General features: G+C 73.0%; 19 protein-coding genes. 9 read left to right on the plus strand and 10 right to left on the minus strand.

The window, feature by feature from the left end; all coding sequences use genetic code 11:
• Positions 1-88: 88 nt before the first annotated feature.
• Positions 89-1621 (plus strand): PucR family transcriptional regulator, encoded by a 1533-nt coding sequence (locus BJ999_RS43275; protein ID WP_179837121.1) that lies wholly within the window; start codon positions 89-91, stop codon positions 1619-1621.
• 49 nt (positions 1622-1670) lie between these two features.
• Complete coding sequence (locus BJ999_RS34405; RefSeq protein WP_268247752.1) at positions 1671-1889, plus strand: hypothetical protein; 219 nt, start codon at positions 1671-1673, stop codon at positions 1887-1889.
• A 176-nt stretch (positions 1890-2065) separates the two neighbouring features.
• Here the strand turns inward: BJ999_RS34405 and BJ999_RS34410 are convergent, their stop codons facing one another.
• Positions 2066-2281 (minus strand): hypothetical protein, encoded by a 216-nt coding sequence (locus BJ999_RS34410; RefSeq protein ID WP_179837123.1) that lies wholly within the window; start codon positions 2279-2281, stop codon positions 2066-2068.
• A gap of 212 nt (positions 2282-2493) precedes the next feature.
• Positions 2494-3495, minus strand: coding sequence for a hypothetical protein (locus BJ999_RS34415; protein WP_179837124.1), 1002 nt, complete (start codon positions 3493-3495; stop codon positions 2494-2496).
• A gap of 310 nt (positions 3496-3805) precedes the next feature.
• On the opposite strand from BJ999_RS34415, the gene ddaH reads away from it, so the two are divergent.
• Positions 3806-4645 (plus strand): dimethylargininase, encoded by an 840-nt coding sequence (ddaH, locus tag BJ999_RS34420; RefSeq protein ID WP_179837125.1) that lies wholly within the window; start codon positions 3806-3808, stop codon positions 4643-4645.
• A gap of 19 nt (positions 4646-4664) precedes the next feature.
• Here the strand turns inward: ddaH and BJ999_RS34425 are convergent, their stop codons facing one another.
• Together BJ999_RS34425 and BJ999_RS34430 are read right to left on the minus strand one after the other, a co-directional pair.
• A complete protein-coding gene (locus BJ999_RS34425) occupies positions 4665-5885 on the minus strand; it encodes an MFS transporter (protein ID WP_179837126.1) in 1221 nt (406 codons plus the stop codon).
• A gap of 70 nt (positions 5886-5955) precedes the next feature.
• Positions 5956-6528, minus strand: a complete 573-nt coding sequence (locus BJ999_RS34430; protein WP_179837127.1) for a helix-turn-helix domain-containing protein — start codon at positions 6526-6528, stop codon at positions 5956-5958.
• 64 nt (positions 6529-6592) lie between these two features.
• On the opposite strand from BJ999_RS34430, the gene BJ999_RS34435 reads away from it, so the two are divergent.
• Complete coding sequence (locus tag BJ999_RS34435; RefSeq protein WP_179837128.1) at positions 6593-7507, plus strand: NAD(P)/FAD-dependent oxidoreductase; 915 nt, start codon at positions 6593-6595, stop codon at positions 7505-7507.
• 9 nt (positions 7508-7516) lie between these two features.
• Positions 7517-8506 (plus strand): transcriptional regulator, encoded by a 990-nt coding sequence (locus tag BJ999_RS34440; protein ID WP_179837129.1) that lies wholly within the window; start codon positions 7517-7519, stop codon positions 8504-8506.
• Positions 8507-8511: 5 nt separating this feature from the next.
• Here the strand turns inward: BJ999_RS34440 and BJ999_RS34445 are convergent, their stop codons facing one another.
• The gene (locus BJ999_RS34445; protein ID WP_179837130.1) at positions 8512-9960 is read right to left on the minus strand and encodes a WS/DGAT/MGAT family O-acyltransferase; all 1449 of its coding nucleotides are present in this window, start codon (positions 9958-9960) and stop codon (positions 8512-8514) included.
• 255 nt (positions 9961-10215) lie between these two features.
• On the opposite strand from BJ999_RS34445, the gene BJ999_RS34450 reads away from it, so the two are divergent.
• Positions 10216-10893 carry a uracil-DNA glycosylase gene (locus BJ999_RS34450; RefSeq protein WP_179837131.1) on the plus strand — a complete coding sequence of 226 codons (678 nt, stop codon included), beginning with the start codon at positions 10216-10218 and terminating at the stop codon, positions 10891-10893.
• 27 nt (positions 10894-10920) lie between these two features.
• On the opposite strand, the gene BJ999_RS34455 is transcribed toward BJ999_RS34450, so the two are convergent.
• Positions 10921-11778: a hypothetical protein gene (locus tag BJ999_RS34455; protein ID WP_179837132.1), complete on the minus strand. Its 858-nt coding sequence runs from the start codon at positions 11776-11778 to the stop codon at positions 10921-10923.
• A gap of 134 nt (positions 11779-11912) precedes the next feature.
• Between BJ999_RS34455 and BJ999_RS34460 the strand changes: the two genes are divergently transcribed.
• The gene (locus BJ999_RS34460; RefSeq protein WP_179837133.1) at positions 11913-12698 is read left to right on the plus strand and encodes a lysophospholipid acyltransferase family protein; all 786 of its coding nucleotides are present in this window, start codon (positions 11913-11915) and stop codon (positions 12696-12698) included.
• A 74-nt stretch (positions 12699-12772) separates the two neighbouring features.
• Positions 12773-13930: a DUF5925 domain-containing protein gene (locus BJ999_RS34465; RefSeq protein WP_308427168.1), complete on the plus strand. Its 1158-nt coding sequence runs from the start codon at positions 12773-12775 to the stop codon at positions 13928-13930.
• Here BJ999_RS34465 and BJ999_RS34470 read toward each other — a convergent pair.
• Both BJ999_RS34470 and BJ999_RS43820 read right to left on the minus strand, forming a co-directional pair.
• A complete protein-coding gene (locus BJ999_RS34470) occupies positions 13927-15108 on the minus strand; it encodes a trans-sulfuration enzyme family protein (protein WP_179837134.1) in 1182 nt (393 codons plus the stop codon). The two genes, BJ999_RS34465 and BJ999_RS34470, sit on opposite strands and share 4 nt — an antisense overlap.
• A gap of 316 nt (positions 15109-15424) precedes the next feature.
• The gene (locus BJ999_RS43820) at positions 15425-16216 is read right to left on the minus strand and encodes a DUF2470 domain-containing protein (RefSeq protein ID WP_179837135.1); all 792 of its coding nucleotides are present in this window, start codon (positions 16214-16216) and stop codon (positions 15425-15427) included.
• Between the two features lie 66 nt (positions 16217-16282).
• Here BJ999_RS43820 and rpsD point away from each other — a divergent pair, with 66 nt between their 5' ends.
• Positions 16283-16888, plus strand: coding sequence for a 30S ribosomal protein S4 (rpsD, locus tag BJ999_RS34480; protein WP_179837136.1), 606 nt, complete (start codon positions 16283-16285; stop codon positions 16886-16888).
• Between the two features lie 14 nt (positions 16889-16902).
• Here the strand turns inward: rpsD and BJ999_RS34485 are convergent, their stop codons facing one another.
• Positions 16903-17400 (minus strand): MarR family winged helix-turn-helix transcriptional regulator, encoded by a 498-nt coding sequence (locus tag BJ999_RS34485; protein ID WP_179837137.1) that lies wholly within the window; start codon positions 17398-17400, stop codon positions 16903-16905.
• Between the two features lie 97 nt (positions 17401-17497).
• Positions 17498-18517: a hypothetical protein gene (locus BJ999_RS34490; protein ID WP_179837138.1), complete on the minus strand. Its 1020-nt coding sequence runs from the start codon at positions 18515-18517 to the stop codon at positions 17498-17500.
• Positions 18518-18520 lie beyond the last annotated feature (3 nt).

The raw sequence follows: 18520 nt of genomic DNA on the forward strand, positions 1-18520 counted from the left end.
CGTCCGCGAGCGGACGCCCCTGTCGTGTCCGGCCAATCCGGACGGCCATCATGATGCGAAGCGCACAATGAAGAGGAAGGGGGAGCCAATGATCAGCGTGACCGGCCTGGTCGACGCGCTGGGCCCGGGGCTGCTGCGGCTGGTCGCGCCCGGCCGGGACGCGCAGGTGCACGACGTGGTCCTGGCCGAACCCGGCGAGGCGGCCGGGCAGCCGGGAGAGATCGTCCTCGGCGCCGGCGTGACGAACCCTGCGGGCGCCGTCGCGCTCCTGGAACGCGCCGACGCGGCGGGGGCGAGCGGCGTGGTGTTCAAGGCGCCCCTCGCCGGGGCCGCCGAGGTGACCACCGCCGCGCGCGGCCTGGAGCCGGCGCTCGTCGAACTCCAGCGGGACGCGTCCTGGACGCACGTCATCTGGCTGGTGCGCGGCGCCGTCGACCGCGCCCACGCACCGCTCCCCGGACCGTCCGGCCCGCAGGACGACCTGTTCGCCCTGGCCGACACGGCCGCGGAGATCGCCGACGCTCCGGTGACGCTGGAGGACGCGCGCTCCCGCGTTCTCGCCTACTCGGGCCGCCAGGACAGCACCGACCCGGCCCGTGTCTCCACGATCGTCGGCCGCCGCGTCCCGCCGCAGGTCATCGCCCACCTGCGGGCCTCCGGGGTGTTCCGCAAGCTGGCCCGGTCGAGCGACCCGGTCCTCGTCCCCGCCGGCCCGGACGGCATGCTGCCCCGCCTCGTCATCCCGGTCCGCGCCGGCGGCGAGTGGCTCGGTTCGATCTGGGTGGTGGCGCGCACGGCGATCTCCCCCGACCGCGTCCGGCGCCTGGCCGACCTGGCGTCCGTCCTGGCCCTGCACCTGCTCCGCCTCCGGGCCGAGGCCGGCGTCGCACGCCGCGTCACGGCGGACCAGGTGCGCGCCGCACTCCAGGACGGCTCGCAGCCCGTCCCGACACCACCGCCCTGGCGCGTGGTCGCGCTCGGCGACCAGGCCGAGACCGAGGACCTCCGCGGGCGCCTCGACCTCTGGGACGCGATCACCCGCCGCTACGGCTGGCACCGCCCCCTCCTCACCGAACTCGCCGGAACGATCTTCGCGGTCCTGGCAGAGCCGGGACGCGACACCGCCGAGTCCGGAACGATGCCCTGGCTGCGCCACGTGCTCGCCCGCGTCCGCGCCCACGACCGCACCCTGTACGCGGCGGCGGGCGGCCTCGCCCACTCCCCCGCCGACCTCCCCCGCTCCCGCGCCGAAGCCGCCGAACTCCACGCCCTCCCGGCCGACCTCAAGCCGCCCTCCGGAACGGTCCTGCTGGAGGACGCCTGGGACGCCGTCACCATCGACCGCGCCAGAAGGGCGGTCGGCACCGACCCACCGGGCGGCCCCCTCCCCGCCCTCCGCGCCCACGACGAGAAGCACGGAACGTCCTACCTCCCGACCCTCGCCGCCTGGCTGGACCACTACGGCGACCCCAAGGGAACGGCCCAGGCCCTGGCCGTCCACCCCAACACCCTCCGCCACCGCCTCCGCCGCATGACCGAGGTGACCCCGGTCGACCTGTCGACATCCCGGACACGCCTAGCCCTCCGCCTCCAACTGGCCGCCCTGGAGCCCCGGCCATGACCCGCGCGCCGGCCCCGTGTCCCCGTCGCCCCGGCTCGGAGCCGACCGCGTGACCTCGGCGGAGGTGGACCCGGCGGTGGCCGACCATGCCCGGCGAAAGCTGCGCGAGGTCGGCTGCAAGGTCACCGTGATGACTGGAGACGGCGCGCTGGGATTCCCGCCGGGTGCGCCGTTCGACCGGGTGACCGCGGCCCGTGTGATGAGGTGGAAGCGGCCTTCCAGTGGTGGGACGCGCTGGACCGTCCCGCCGCAGACCGGTGGGGCTTGACCGTCCGCCCGGAAGGCCGGCGCATCTGGCTGGACACCGAGGAGAACCGCATCACGCAATGACCGCAAATGCGGATGCGCCGCGCTGGAAGAAGGAAGCCGGCTCCCACACCGCAAGGGCGTGGGAACCGGCCGGATGGTGCGCAGCCCTTAGTTCGGGCTGTTGATCAGAAGCCTTCAGCCCTGGGAGTAGGGCAGCTGGCTGTTGGTCTGGTGGACGTCCTGCGTGGCGCCGGCCGCGTTGTCGCGCGCGGTGTCGTAGTCCGTCTGAGAGGCCTCGCCCCGCACGAAGGCCTTGGCCGTGTCGGCCAGGTCGCCGTGCGCGGTGTCGGACTTGGCCTCGGCCGCGATGTGCGCGTCCGCAGCGCTGCCACTGCTCTGGTTACCAGACATATCTGGGTTCCTCTTTTCGTTGTTCCGATGGTGCGGCTCTCATCGGCCGCAGCCGCTACCGTTCGTCGAAACACCCGAACCGCAGGTCTGATAAGGACTCCGACCTGGTAGCGCACCGCTGAACACCAGGTCACCGGCCTTCACCTGTGCTGAAGATCACCCCGGACCGGAGTCGGCGCCGCGACGGAACGCCGCGCGAGCTTTCGCGAAGGTCAGCGGGCGAGGTGTTCTCTCAGGCCGGGGGGCCACGCCTCGATGTCCCGGTTCACCAGCAGTTCGGCGTGCTCGGCGGGCCCTTCGACCCGGAACAGCACGATCCGCCCCTCCGGCTCCGGAGCGACCACGGTTCGGTGCGCGATCTTCGCTGCGTCGAACGGGAAGTCCCAGTGGACCAGCCGGCCGTACACCCGGCCGTCGGCCACCAGTTCGGATCGCCGCACCCACCGGCTCCGCGGGCTGCGCACCACCGCACGGAGCAGGAAGCTCCCCTCGTGCGGCCAGCCCGGATCGGACTCGTCCACGACCACGGCCGATCCCGTCCGCAGCCGCAGCGGCTGCGTGGTGGCCTCGCTCAGTGCCTCCAGCAGATCCTCGTCCGCGACCGTGATCCGATCGACCAGCGCTGACGCGGCCACGGCGTCCACCTGGCCGTACAGGTCATAGAACGAACCCGCGAGCCCCCTGGCGAGCGCGGGATGCAGCGCCGGGACCTCGGCCGCCTCCTGGAACACGTGGTGCTTGGCCTCCCAGGGCACCGGGCCGGCACCGCTGATCAGACGGCCCCGGTGGGACCGCGGCATCTGGAGGGCCAGCGCGGTGAAGACCTGCGATGCCTCGGGCGATTCGAAGTAGTCGACCCAGAGCCCGTACTCGGCCGACTCGGCCACCGGGTCCGGACCGTGCGTCAGCATCGCGGCGAACTGGCGCACGATCCAGTCCTGAAGTACGTGGTCACCGCTCGACCAGCACATCCGCAGGTACATCAAGACCCCATAGGACGGGAACCTCTGGTGCAGCAGGACCCAGACTGCGGCACTCTCGGCATCTGACCCAAGATCCAGCGCGTGCGGGTCGAAGGCGTCGTGAGCGTCCGCGGCCTCCAGCGCGTGATCCACACTGGCGTCGACGCAGGGCCGGTCCAGCCCGACGCCCGCGAGTTCCCGATCCCACCCGGGAGTCCCGATCCGCGGAGGGGACGATGTCGGTTCTGACATCCGGCAAACCCTAGTGCGCCGCCATCGGACGTTCCTGATCGCCATCGTGTACCCCGACCGCCGCCGCCCCGATTGGCGCCCGGGGCCGGGCGGCGGCAAGACGGTGTGGTGGGCGCAGGTCCTGGCGGGCCGGGGATCGGTGGTCCCAGCCGGGGGCAGGCCCGCGGAAGCACGCAACGAATAGGGCGCGAAGGTCAGAAAGACGCAACGAATGACCAGGTCAGAGCAAGATTGGCGCATTGGATTGCGCGTCGTTCGTTCTTAGGCTTTCGCTGAGTCGTTCGCCCTTCGGATGTTCCTGGAGCCACCTATGACCGTCATGCCGGCGATGGAGCCGACCGCCGTCCGGACCGCGCTGCGGAAGCACTACCTGATGTGCCGTCCGGACCACTTCGCCGTCACCTACGCGATCAACCCGTGGATGGACCCGGTGGCGGGCGCCGAGGCCGCGAAGGCCGTGGCGCAGTGGGAGGAGTTGCGGGCGGCGTACCTCGCGCTCGGGCACGAGGTGAGCCTCATCGACCCCATCGAGGGACTGCCCGACATGGTGTTCGCGGCCAACGGGGCGCTGGTGGTCGGCGGACGGGTGTACGGGGCGAAGTTCACGCATCCGGAGCGGTACGCCGAAGGGCCCGCGTACGCCAAGTGGATGCTGGAGAACGGGTTCTCCGAGCTGCTGGAAGCCGAGCACACCAACGAGGGCGAGGGCGACTTCCTCACGCTCGACCACGTCATCCTGGCCGGGACGGGCTTCCGGACGGAGATCGCCGCACACCAGGAGGCGCAGGAGTTCCTCGGACGCCCGGTGGTGACGCTGCGGCTCGTCGACCCGCGCTTCTACCACCTGGACACGGCGCTGTTCCCCCTCGGCGGCGACAACGTGGCCTACTTCCCCGGCGCGTTCTCCCCCGGCAGCCGGGCGGTGCTGGAGCGGCTGTTCCCGGACGCGGTCCTCGCGAGCGAGGCGGACGCGGCGGTGCTCGGGCTCAACGCGGTGTGCGACGGGCGCAACGTCGTCATCAACGCCGAGGCGGCCGGGCTGATCGACACGCTGCGGGGGCACGGGTACGAGCCGCTGCCGGTCGACCTGTCCGAGCTGCGCAAGGCGGGCGGCGGGCCGAAGTGCTGCACCCTGGAACTGCGTTCCTGACGGGTGGGGCGCTCCGCTCCTAGTCGGCGAGGGCGAGGTGGCGGCGGGCCAGGGTGCGGGTGCGCAGGACGCCCGCCACACCGATCACCCAGATGCCGATCTGGACGGTCCAGGCCGCCCGGAACGCTCCAGGCGTGAACTCGCCCCCGGGCGACAGGGCGTCCAGGACGATCCCGATCAGCAGGATCGTGACGAGGGAGGCGACGAAGCCTCCGACGTTGACGATGCCGGTCGCGGTGCCCTGCCGTCCGGGCGGGTTGAACGTCCGGGCGTAGTCGAAGCCGATCATCGAGCCGGGGCCGCCGGGCGCGACGCACAGCACGAGCAGGACCAGCAGCCAGGACGGCGCGGGCGGCGGCACGGCGAGGACGGCCGCCCACGCCGTCGCGTTGAGGGCGACGATGCCGAGGACGAGCCAGGAGCGGCGCAGCGGGTAGCGGGCGACGAGACGTCCGATGAACGGTCCCGACACGACGTTGACCAGCACGAACAGCGTCAGCAGCGTCGAGGCGGTCGCGGGCCGCATGCCCTGTCCGGACACCAGGTACGGGTAGCCCCACATCAGCGCGAAGGTGTTGGACGAGAACTGCGTGACGAAGTGCGACCAGAGGCCGAGGCGCGTGCCGGGGTGGCGGAACGCCTCGGCCAGGTTGGTGCCCGTCTCGCGCAGCGACGGGACGCTCGCGCGGCCGGGGCCGTTGCGCAGGACGGCGACCGCGAGCACGGCCATGAGGGCGCCGAGCGCGGCGGCGGAGCCGAACGCGGTGCCCCAGCCGGGGCCGTGCAGGAGGGCGACCAGAGGGATCGCGCTGAGCACCTGGCCGAGCTGTCCGAGCTGCCCCGTGAGCTGCGTCACGACCGGGACGTAGCGTCCGGGGAACCAGGTCGCGACGATGCCGAGGACGCTGATGAACGTCATGGCGTCGCCGGCGCCGACCATGACGCGGGCGGCGACGGCCGTCCCGACGCCGGTGGAGACGGCCATGAGCGCCTGGCCGCCGGCCATGAGCAGCGCGCCGCCGGCGACCATCCAGCGCGGGCCGACGCGGTCGAGCAGGAGTCCGACGGGGATCTGCAGGCCCGCGTACACGAGCAGTTGCAGGACGGTGAAGGACGCGAGGATCCCGGCGGACGCGTCGAACCGGTGCACCGCGTCCAGGCCGACGACGCCGAAGGACGTCCGGTGCAGTACCGCCACGGCGTAGGCGAGGACGCCGACGCTCCACAGCACCCACGCCATGGGGGCGGGCTTCTTACGGGCAGGGGCTTTCTGGGGAATTTGGGCGGTCTGCACGTTTACCCAATTTATGTCACGCCTGCCGGGGCTTCGCGCGCAGGTGCATCCGCTCCCCCTGCGGACCGAACAGGCTGAGCACCTCGACCGGCCCGCCGTCGCCGCCGAACCAGTGCGGGAGCCGGGTGTCGAACTCGGCCGCCTCCCCCGGTTCCAGCACCATCTCGCGGCCGGCGAGGTGCAGGCGCAGGCGCCCGTTCAGCACGTACAGCCAGTCGTAGCCCTCGTGGGTCCGCGGCTCGGGCGCCGGGATCCGTTCGGGCACGACCATCTTGAACGCCTGGACCCCGCCGGGGCGCCTGGTCAGCGGCAGCACGACCATGTCGTGCATCCGCAGCGGCCGCGGCCTGATCCGCGGGTCCCCGACGGCCGGGGCGCCGACCAGCTCGTCCAGCGGGACCTGGTGTGCCTGGGCGAGCGGGAGCAGCAGTTCCAGGCTCGGCCGCCGCTTGCCCGACTCCAGCCGCGACAGCGTGCTCACCGAGATGCCGGTGGCCTCCGCGAGCGCGGACAGCGTGACGTTCCGCTCCTGCCGCAGCCGCCTGAGCCTCGGCCCGACCCCGGCCAGGACCTCCTCGGTCGTCTCCATGGCCTTATTGCAGGATCGGCAAAGGAGTTTGTCAAATCCGGAAGGCGTCGCGCACGCTCGGGTCATGACCGAACGAGACGTACTGATCATCGGAGGCGGGCCCGCCGGGCTGAGCGGCGCCCTCGTCCTCGCCCGCGCCCGCCGCTCCGTCACCGTCGTCGACGCGGGCGAGCCGCGCAACGCCGGGGTCGACCACATGCACGGCTTCCTCACCCGGGACGGGATGCCGCCCGGCCGCCTGCTGGAGACCGGCCGCACCGAGGTGCGCGGCTACGGCGGCGAGATCGTTGACGGGACGGTCGCCCGCGCCGAGGAGGGCTTCGTCCTCACCCTCGGCGACGGCTCCCGGTTGCGGGGCCGCCGCCTGCTGGTCACCACGGGCGTGACCGACCTCCTGCCGGACGTTCCCGGCCTGCGGGAGCGGTGGGGCCGCGAGGCGCAGATGTGCCCCTACTGCCATGGCTGGGAGGTCCGCGACCAGAGGATCGCCGTGCTGGGGACGTCCCCGAACTCCGTCCATCAGGCGCTGCTGCTGCGCCAGTGGTCGCCGGACGTGACGTTCGTCGCGGACGCGCCCCCGGTGGGCGAGGACGCGGCGCGCCTGGCCGCGCGCGGCATCCGCGTCGCGTCGGCCGGGGTGCGGCGCGTCGTCGTCGAGGACGACCGGCTGACCGGGCTGGAACTGTCGGACGGCTCGGTGCTCGGCTGCGACGCCGTGTTCCTCGCGCCGACATGGGTCCCCAAGGCCGGGCCGCTGACCGACCTCGGCTGCGAGACCGGCGAGGACGGCTTCGTGAAGACCGATCCGACCGGGCGGACCAGCGTGCCCGGCGTGTGGGCGGCGGGCAACGTCGTCGTCCCCGCGGGCCAGGTCGTCATGGCGGCCGCGGCCGGGGCGATGGCGGCCGCGATGATCAACGCCGATCTGGTCGAGGAGGAGGTCGCGCGGGGGCTCGCCGCGCTGCCAGGCACGCCCTAGGCTCGGCGTGTGGCGGACGCGGGGACGTGGCGGCGGGAGCGGGCGGCGCTGAACGCCGCCCGCGGCCGGTTGGGCGAGGTCGCGGACGGGCTGTACCCGGGCGTGCCGCGCGTCGCGGGAACGCCGCTGCTCTGCCGGGACGCCTGGATCCCTGAAGCGCCGGTTCCGCTGGAGGAGATCCGGCTGGAGTGGGAGGCCCGCCCCGTCCCGCCCGCGATCGCCGACCCTGCCGACGGGCTCCCGGACGGGTACCGGACGTACGCGGAGGCGGTCGCGGCCCTCGCCCCGCCGAAGCTGTTCGAGGACCGTCCGAGCCACCGGCTGCTCGCGGCCGACCCGCCGGTGCTCCGGCTCGGCCCCGCCCGCTACTTCGACGCCGTCAACGTGGGCGAGTCCGCGGCGCACGAACTGGCCGCCGGGGTGGACGGGCTGCCGCTGCGCGACCGGATCGGCGACCCGTGCGACCTGTCACGCAGGCCCGCGCTGCCCGCCGTCACCACGGTCACCGTGACGACGTCCGGGCGGTACGTCCTGCATCGGCGCGACGCCGCGAAGGTGGCGCACGCCGGCGGGCTCTACCAGGTGATGCCGGTCGGGGTGTTCCAGCCGCTCGGGGACGAGCCGCCTGATCTGTGGCATTGCATGGTCCGCGAGTACGCCGAGGAGTTTCTCGGCGCGGGCGAGGACTACGGCGACGACTTCGTCCAGGAGGACTGGCCTTTTCACCAGGCGATGTCCGCCGCCCGCGACGAGGGACGCATCCGGGCGCACTTCCTGGGGCTCGGCGTAGACCCGCTGACGCTGGCGCTCGACCTGCTGACCGTCGTCATCATCGACGACGCGCTGTTCGGCCGGCTCTTCGGCGGCCTCGTCGCGGTCAACGACGAGGGCGAGGTGTCGATGGCGCCGTTCGGCGGGCCCCTCCCCCGGCCGATGCAGCCGGCGGGGGCCGCCGCGCTGGGCCTGGCGCGGCGGCACCGGGCGGCCCTCGGGCTGTAGCGGCCTCACGCGCGGCTGAGCGAACGCAGCTCGTCCAGCGCGTCCACGAGGTGGTCGATGATCTCCGACGGGTCGGGGATGAGCTCGCGGCAGGCGACGATGCCGACGTCCACCTTCCCGTCGTAGGAGAACACGGTGATGTTCAGGCCGCCGCTGACATCGGTGATGACGGAGATCGGGTAGTAGCCGAGCACCTTCGCGCCGCACAGGTACAGCGGGAACTGCGGGCCCGGCACGTTGGAGATGACCAGGTTGACCGGGCGCAGCGACACCGCCGGCGCGGCCTGCAGCGCGAGCCGCGTGACCGCCGCGGCGAAGGGCGGCGGGAGCAGCCCGCTCATCTCCCGCACCCAGCTGCCCGACGACCCGGTGAAGCGCCGCTTCGCCACGTCCATGTCGCGCTGGACGGCGGCGTACCGGTCGGCGGGGTCGGGGAGGTGCGTGGCCAGTGGGGTGGTCATGATCGAGACCTGGTTGCCCGGCTCCGCGGCCGCGCCCGCACCGCGCCGCAGCGACACCGGTACGGCCGCGACCAGCGGGCGCTCGGGCAGCTCGCCGCGCTTGTCGAGCCACTGCCGCAGCGCCGTCGCGCACAGCGCCATGACCACGTCGTTGACGCTGCCGCCGAGGGCCCGCCGGATCTCCTTGATGTCGGCCAGCGGCAGCTCCCCGCACGCGACCGCGCGGCGCCGCCCGATCGGATGGTTGAACGGCGTCGGCGGCGCGCTGATCCGCGGCGCCTTCGGAAGCTCCGGGCGGCCCAGCGCACCCTGCATCCAGGACGACATGAGCCCGACGCCCGGAACGGCCGACAGGCCCGGGACCTCGTCGAGGTAGGGGGCGGCGCGCACCGCCGACATCGCCGACCGCACCGGGTGCAGCGCGGTCCGCAGCAGTCCGGTGCCGAGCATGCTCGCCGTGCCGGGGGCGCGGGCCGGGACGGACTCGTCGGCGGGCAGGTCGCGGGGCTCGGGCGTCAGGTCGAGCAGGGCGGCGAGCGTCTCGGCGGCCATCACGCCGTCGATGGCGGCGTGGTGCACCTTCACGTAGACGGCCGTCCGGCCCCCGGCGAGGCCCTGGATGAGGACCATCTCCCACAGCGGACGGGACCGGTCGAGCGGCTGCTCGTGCAGCATCGCGACCAGGTTGGCGAGCTGCCGGTCGCTGCCAGGCTCCGGCAGCCCGAACTCGGAGATGTGCCGCTCGGGCTCGAAGTCGGGGTCGTCCTCCCAGTACGGGTGGTCCAGGCCGAGCGGCACCTGGACGAGCCGCTGCCGCAGCGGCCGGGCCGCGAGGTGCGCGCGGGCGCGGATCAGTTCGGCGACGTGCGGGACGGTGAGCCGGCCGCCGGGGCACGTCCCGGGGTCGACGATGCCGAGCCCGGCGATGTGGGCATGGGTCTTCGCGTTCTCGGCATGGAGGAAGGTGGCGTCCACGGTGGTCAGCTGGGTCATGCTCTCGTCCGTCCGCTCGTCCTGCGCCGTCCTTACTCTCTAGGAGTTATGCGCTGGAAGTCCGCAGGTCAATGACGACCGCCAGGAAGTAACAGCGACTTAACGGGGCGTTTCACCCAGTTCATCTGGCACTTTCCGAAGCACTGGAGAACATTTGCCCGCGCCCCGACCTGATGCGGTCGGGAAACGTCGCAACGCCGATAAGGCAGGCAATCCCCCGCCGACGCCAAGATCATCACACTAGGCTGGTGCGCCATGACGGCACGACCACTCTCGGAGATCGTCGAAGCGGGATGGGCGACCGCGCTGGCCCCCGTCGCCGGGACGATCGCCGCCGCGGGCGACTGGCTGCGCGCCGAGGTCGCGGCCGGGCGCCGCTACCTGCCCGCCGGGAACCACGTCCTGCGCGCCTTCACCCAGCCGTTCGACGACGTGCGCGTCCTCATCATGGGGCAGGACCCCTATCCGACGCCCGGCCACCCGGTCGGCCTCAGCTTCTCGGTCGCCCCGGACGTCCGGCCGCTGCCCGGCAGCCTCGTCAACATCTTCCGCGAGTACTGCGACGACCTCGGCCACCCGCAGCCGTCCAACGGCGACCTCTCCCCCTGGACGCAGCAGGGCGTCTGCCTGCTCAACAGGTCGCTGACCGTCATGCCGGGCAAGCCGGGCTCGCACCGCAACAAGGGCTGGGAAGAGGTCACCGAGCAGGCCATCCGCGCCCTCGCCTCCCGGGACCGCCCCCTCGTCGCCATCCTCTGGGGCCGCGACGCCCGCAACCTCAAGCCGCTGCTCGGCGACGTCCCCTGCATCGAGTCCCCCCACCCGAGCCCCATGTCGGCCGACCGCGGCTTCTTCGGCTCCCGCCCCTTCTCCCGCGCCAACCACCTCCTGGAACAGCAAGGCGCCCCACCGGTCGACTGGAAGCTGCCTTAACCCCAGGGGCGACCCCCTGGGGTTGACTCACTCCTGGGGGAGTTTGCGGAGGAAGAGGGCGAATTCGCCGGCGCCTTCGGCTGCCGCGTCCGGGGAGAGGGGGGTGAGGCGGCGCTCGCCGTGGCTCCAGTAGACGCCGGGGGCGCAGGGGTCCTCGGCGTTGGCGTGCATCTCCCGGACGACGTCGGCGAAGACGGGCAGGACCTCGCGGACGGCCGTGGAGGTGATCGGGTACAGCAGCAGCGTGCTGTGGCAGGGGACCCCGACCAGGGCGCCGTGCTCGTTCGGCCACGGCACGAACTGGTGGACCTCGCTGAGCAGCGCCGACACGTAGCGGCTGCCCGGCTTGCCGACGACGCGGACGTTGCGGCCCGGCAGGAGCGGCTGGTCGTGCACGGACACGTCGGCCAGCTCGCGGTCGTGGGTGTTCGTCATCACGTAGCCGAGCTTGTGGAGGCCGAGCAGGCCCGCGCGGGCCTTGGTGAGGGGGCCGCCGTAGCGGGGGTGCTCGATCATCACCATGGCGTCGAAGTGGTCGCCGGCGGGGACGACGACGAGGCCCTCGCGGTCGCGGGGGTCGAGCTTCGGCACGATGCGCAGGCGGAGCAGCTCCCGGACGTCGCCGAACAGCTCCATCTCACCGACGGCCAGGAACGCGCGGTCGCCGACCTCGCGGACCCACTCGTCCACCACCTTCGGCCACGCCGAGCGCGGCTCGCGGGCGCAGCGCTCCAGCACCGTCCAACTGGAGGCGCGGGCCTCTGACCGGCCCACGGGCAGCACCACCTCGGAGGTACCGTGGTCGAACCAGGCGCTGGGCGCCAGGGCGGGCAGCACGTCGCGGATGAGCGCGTGCACGTCCGCCGCCGCGTCCAACGGTTCCATGGGGCTCATCCTCCCTCAGCCTTCGGCGGATCAGTTGCACACACCACCTTCTCAGAGTTGGGCCCGGTTGTGCGATGCATCGCGATCCCCGCCTCGCACTCGCTGATCAGGAGTTGCTCAAGTACGGTGCCTACATGCGCGAACTCGTGTACCCACCGGTGATCAAGACGGCTCTCGGCGTGTTCAAGGCCCTGAACATCAGAATCCGTCTGGAGGGGACCGACCAGATCCCCAGCACCGGGGGTGCGGTGCTCGTCAGCAACCACGTCAGCTACCTCGACTTCATCTTCGCGGGCCTCGCCGCGCACCCGGCGGGCCGGCTGGTGCGGTTCATGGCGAAGAAGGAGATCTTCGACAACCGGATCGGCGGGCCGCTGATGCGCGGCATGCACCACATCCCGGTGGACCGCGACGCGGGCGCCTCCTCCTACGCGGCGGCGCTCAAGGCGCTGAAGAGCGGGGAGATCGTCGGGGTGTTCGCCGAGGCGACGATCAGCCGCTCGTTCACGGTGAAGGAGATCAAGAGCGGCGCGGTGCGGATGGCGGTGGCGTCCAAGACGCCGCTCATCCCGGTCGCGCTCTGGGGCCCGCAGCGGATGTGGACCAAGGGCCGCAAGCGCCGGCTCCTCCAGCGCAACGTGCCGGTGACGATCATCGTCGGCGAGCCCATGTACCCCAAGCGCGGCGACGACTACGAGCAGGTCACCCGGGATCTGCACGCCCGGATGGCGGAACTGCTGGAGAAGGCGCAGCGCGAGTACTCCGACGTCCCGCGCTCGGACGAGACGTGGTGGCAGCCCGCCTACCTCGGTGGCACGGCGCCGACGCCGGAGGAGGCCGAGAAGCTCGACCTGGAGGAGGCCGAGGCGCGCAAGGCCGCCCACGCGGAGCGCGAGGCCGGGGAGGGCGGCGGCTCCTGACACGGGCCCCGGCCCGCGGCGCGTCCGGCTAATTCGGTGGACGCGGCCCGCCGCCGGGCGTGATCATCAGTGTCATGACCATGTCGCAGGAGAGGCCGCAGGAGGTCCTGCATCTGATCGAGCCCCGGCAAGGCGCCGACGCGCCGGAGCCCGCGCTCCCCGTGGTCTTCAACCTGTCCGACAACAACTCCCCCGCCGACGTGATGGACGTGCTGTCGCTGCGCCCGTTCGCGTCCGGGGAGCAGCCCTGGTCGCGGTCGACGCGGCTGGAGAACGTCCGGACGGAGGCGCCGCTGCGCCCGGGCGACGCACGGCTCGTGCGGGTCGCGCACGAGAAGGGCAAGGAGTCGGTGCTGGCCGAGGGCGACGGCTGGACGCTGCTGAGCAACCGGTGGAAGAGCGGCATCGCCTACGTCGCGGTGTCCGCCGTGACCGACGAGCTGGCCGAGACCGTCCTCGCCGCGTCGGTGAAGGACGCGACCGAGCCGCCGAAGGTGGACGAGGCCAGCGTCGAGATGGGCTTCTGGCACATGGGTGCGCACGGCCCCGTCCGCAGCGAGCGCGCCATCACGGCCGACTCGTGGGAGGACATCCGGCGCAACTACACCGCGCCGGTCGCCGAGGCGCTCGACGCGGTGATGAAGCTCACCCGCGACGAGGTCTCCGGACGGCTGCTGCTCCTGCACGGCCCGCCCGGCACCGGCAAGACCACCGCGCTGCGCGCCCTCGCCCGCTCCTGGAACGACTGGTGCCAGTCCGACTGCGTCCTGGACCCCGAGGCGCTGTTCGGCACGCCCAGCTACCTGATGGAGGTCGCGGTCGGCGACGACGAGGACGAGAACCGCCGCTGGCGGCTGCTCATCCTGGAGGACTGCGACGAGCTGATCCGCGGCGAGGCCAAGCAGTCGACGGGCCAGGGCCTGTCGCGGCTGCTGAACCTCACCGACGGGATGCTCGGCCAGGGCCGGGACGTGCTGGTGGCCATCACCACCAACGAGGACCTCGCCATGCTGCACCCGGCGGTGGTCCGCCCCGGCCGCTGCCTCGCCCAGATCGAGGTGGGCCGGCTCACCCGCGCGGAGTCGCTCTCGTGGCTGGACGGCACGGACGTCCCCGGCGCGGAGATCGGCGCCGACGGCGCGACGCTCGCCGAGCTGGCCGCGCTGCGCAAGGGCGAGAAGCGTCCCGAGGGTCAGGACGCTCCCAGCACCGCCACCGGCTTCTACCTCTAGGACGCCTTCCGCAGGGCCTGCTCGATGTCGGCCCAGAGGTCGTCCGGGTGTTCGAGGCCGACGGCGAGGCGCACCGTTCCCTCGCCGATGCCGGCGGCGGCGAGGGACGCGGCGTCCAACTGCCGGTGGGACGTGCTGGCCGGGTGCATGACCAGGGTCGCGATGTCGCCGAGCGACGGGCCCAGCGAGACCAGCTCGACGGCCTCGGAGAAGGTCCGGCCCGCGTCCCGGCCGCCGGCCAGCTCGAACGCGAGGACCCCGCCGGCGCCGTCCGGCAGCAGCCGCCGGGCGAGCTCGTGCTGCGGGTGGTCCTCCAGCCCCGGGTAGTGGACGCGGATGACCGACGGGTGGCCGGCCAGGCGGCGGGCGATGTCGAGGGCGGACTCGCTCTGCCTGGCCACGCGCAGCGGCATCGTGGCGAGACCCCGGACGGTCAGCCACGAGGCGAACGGGTCGGGGGTGGAGCCCAGCTCGACGGCGTGCTCCCAGACGCGTTGGTGGACGGACGCGTCGGCGAAGACGGCGGCCCCGCCGATGGTGTCGCCGTGCCCGCCGAGGTACTTCGTCGTGGAGTGGACGACGATGTCGGCCCCGTGCTCGATGGGCCTGCACAGGAGCGGGACGAAGGTGTTGTCGACGACGGTCAGCACGCCCGTCCCGCGGACGGCCTCGGTGAACGCGGGCAGGTCCGTCACGTGGGTGGTGGGGTTGGCGACCGTCTCCAGGTAGAGGATCTTCGTCGTGGCGCGGAGCGCGTCCCGTACCTCGGCGGGGTCGTCGCCGGAGACGAACGTGACCTCGACGCCCCACCGTGCGGCGAGGTCCTGGAGCAGCGCGTGGGTTCCGCCGTAGAGGGCGGCCTGCGCGATGACGTGGTCGCCGCTGCGGAGCAGACCCATCAGCACCGCGTTGACCGCGCCCATGCCGGATCCGGTGGCGAGCGTGCCGGAGCCGCCTTCGAGATCGGTGAGCGACTGCTCCAGGGCGCGGACGGTCGGGTTGGCCATCCGGGCGTAGAAGAACGCCTCGTCGGGGCCCTGGAACGCGGCGGCCAGCGCGTCGGAGGCGTCGAAGGAGAAAAGGTGGCCCTGGTAGATCGGGACGCCGAGCGGACGGCTGCCCTCGGGGACGATCACGGGCGGGTGGACGGCTCGCGTCTGCGGGTGATGTGCGGTCATGCTCCCAGCGTGCGGCGGGAACGGCGCGGCGGGAACGGCCAATCGCGACCAGTGGCCCGGTGCGCCCCCGGCTCGTGCTCGCACCGCGCCGGACCACCGGCCCGGCCGAAGGCGCCGCGTCCCTGGCCGGCCGGTACCGTCTCGCCGCCGGCCCGCCCACCCCGCAGGGGCGAACCGGCGGTCGAGGCCGTCCGGTCGGGGAGTGAGAACGGCGTCCTCGACCGGAGACACGATCATCGCCCGCGGAGGGGCCCGCCCACCATCCGGGGGATCACTGGCATCCGGGGAGGGCTTGTACGTGTCCCCGCCCTCCGTACTACGGGGTCGCCCGGGCGAACAGCCTCCGGTACACGTGCCGCAGACCGTGGAGATCACTGACGGGCTCGGCGAACGGGATCCGCACGTCGAACGACGACGGCGCGTCCGGCGGCGGCGCGGAGCAGCGCAGCCACATGCCGTACCGGTCGAGCCCGAGCGGCCGGACCGGTCCGGGCGGGACCGACTCCGGCAGCAGGTGCGTCAGCTCGGCGCGGTGGGCGGAGTCCAGGTGCGTCAGTATGCCCGCCTCGACGGCGACGAACGGGTCGGGTGCGGCGTCCGCGTACTCCTCGGGCTCCAGGATGGCGCTCCCCCAGGCGTCGTCGACCTCGACCTGGGCGGCTTCGAGGGCCAGGATCGTCCACTCGCGCCGGCCGTCCCGCTCGGCGCCGAGGTCGAGCAGTTCGGGACGCGGGTGCGCGTGCGAGAGGCGCAGCGCGGCGGCGCGCAGTTCGCCCTCGGGGATCTCGCTCAGCCAGCCGTGCAGCCAGGCCCGGCCCCGGACGCGGTCCGGCAGCGGCACCGGCGCGACGTCGAAGATCCGCAGCGTGGCGGGCACGTCGTCCTCGCCGGCGAGGGCCGCCGCGACCGGCGCGTCCGCCCGGACGAGCAGCAGCGGCCTGCCGTCCCGGTCGGTCGTGTGCGCCGGGACGGGGGCGTAGGGGACGCCCGGCGCGACGAGCACGCCGTCCGCGACGCCATAGGTGAGAGTTCGCGCGCGTTCCGCCGCCGTGGGGCCCTGCTTGACCGGCGGGGTCTGCGCGCTCTGCGTGGTCTCCGCTCGCGGCACCGTGCCTCCTTGACGTTTCAGGTTAGGCTTACCTAACTTAGGCTTACCTAACCATCAAGGAGCGTGATGAACAACCCCCGTCCCAAGGTGCGGCTCTCGCGAGCCCTGGGCATCCCCCTGACGCCGAAGAGCGTGAAGTACTTCGAGGCCCGCCCCTACCCGCCCGGCGTGCACGGCCGTGCCCGCAAGCAGGAGAGCGACTACAAGGTCCGGCTCCGCGAGAAGCAGCGGCTCCGCGCGCAGTACAACATCCGCGAGGCGCAGCTCCGCAACGCCTTCGACAAGGCCGCCCGGACGGGAGGCAAGACCGGCGAGGCCCTGCTCGTCGACCTCGAACGCCGGCTGGACGCCCTCGTCCTGCGCGCCGGGTTCGCCCGGACGATCTACCAGGCCCGCCAGTTCGTCGTGCACCGCCACGTGCTGGTGAACGGCGGCCGCGTGGACCGCCCGTCCTACCGGCTGCGGCCCGGAGACGTCATCACGGTCGCCGAGCGGAGCCGCGCGATGGTCCCGTTCCAGGTCGCGGCCGCCGGCGGGCACGCCGCCGAGGTCCCGCCCTACCTGGAGGTCCGGCACGACGCGCTCGCCGCCCGGCTCGCGCGGCTGCCCGAGCGCGCCGAGATCCCCATCGTCTGCGACGAGCAGCTCGTCGTCGAGCACTACTCCCGCTAGGCGCCCGCGTGCGGCTAGCGCAGGTCGCCGAGTTCCTCGCGGGCGGTGGTGCGCAGGGTGCGCAGGGCGTCCACGAGGACGCGGCGCTGCTCCTCGGTGAGGGGGCCCGCGAAGTGCGCGCGGAGCGTCTCGGCGTGCACGCGCAGGGCCTCGTCCAGCTTCGCCCGCCCGGCCGGGGTCAGCGCCACGTTCTGGCGGCGCCGGTCGCCCGGGGCGGGTTCGCGGCGGACGAGCCCGGCCTCCTGCATCCGGTCGATGATGCGGGTCATGCCGCCGCTGGTCAGGATCAGGTCGCCGGCCAGCCCGCCCATCGACACCGCGCACTCGCCGCCCGCGCCGGACAGCCTCAGCAGCACCTCGAAGACCGCGTGCCGGATGCCGCAGCGGCGCTCCAGCTCGCGGCCCGCGATCCGCTCCAGGCCCGACGCCGCGCCCAGCAGCGCGCCGAACTCGTGCACCAGCGCGTCCGGGACGGCCGTGCCCTGCCCGTCCGGCTCCGCCACGATCGACATGATGCCCCCGCCTCCGTCCCTCGGCCCCGTCATCGGCATAACGCGCGAGCGCCCCGCACGGCTTCCGTGCGGGGCGCCTGCGCCGTGCTGCGCGGGCTCAGTTCTTGGGCTTGCCGCTGCTCTCCGCCTCGGGCGACTTCGACGCGCCGCCGCTCGGAACGGTCGGCAGCTGGTTCTGCTGGTTCTGGTTCTGGTCGTTGGTGCCCGACGCGTACTGCTTGGTGACCTTCCACTTCCCGTCGACCTTGGCAAGGGCGAGACGGAGCAGCGTCGCGGGTGCCGAGGTCGCGCCGTCCTTGGTCCGGACGTCGATGTCGACCATGACGACGGCGGTGGCGAACCTGCCGTCCACGCTGCCCACGAAGACCTGGTTCGTCTTGGACGTCAGCGACAGCTCGGGGTTGCTCTTGAACGTCTCGCCGAGGCTGGGGAGCGTGGTGCTCTTGAAGCTCTCCAGCAGGTCGCCGCCCATCAGCTTCTGGGCCTTGTCCATCTGCGTCTGGTAGTTCTGCGCGTTGTAGTTGAGCGCGACGTCGCCGTAGGCGGACGCGACCTTGCTCACCGCGTCCCGGTCGTCCTGCTCGGACGACAGGGAGCTCGCGCTCGTCCACTGCCATATCGCCAGGCTCGCCAGCAGCGCGACCAGGACGACCACCACGACCGCCTGCACCATGCCGAGACCGAAGATCCCCGGCCGGGCCTCCGCGGACGCCGCGGGGCTCCGCCGGGCCGGGGCCTTCTTCGGCGCCTCGGCCTCGTCCTCCTCGGCCTCGTCCTCCGGCGGTTCGAGACGGGTCGGGCGCGGCCTCGGCTTGGCGGCCGGCTTGGCGGGCGCCTTGGCGGCGGGCTTCGCCGCCGGCTTGGCCGGCCGGGCCGGAGCCTCGTCCGGGGCCTCCTCGTCCTCGGCGTCGAGCGCCTCCAGGACCTCGTCGAGGTCCTCGTCGTCGATGACCTCGATGACCCGCACCCGGCGCTTGCGCTTGGCGGCGGGCCTGGCGGGCCGCTCCACGGCCTCCTCGGCGGACTCGGTCTCGATCGCCTCGGTCTGTTCGGGCGCCTCCTCGGCCGGGACCGCCTCGACCTGGTCGGACCCGCCCTTGGTGGTCTTGGCTGTCACTTC

The organism is Actinomadura citrea (assembly GCF_013409045.1).
Lineage (GTDB): Bacteria > Actinomycetota > Actinomycetes > Streptosporangiales > Streptosporangiaceae > Spirillospora > Spirillospora citrea.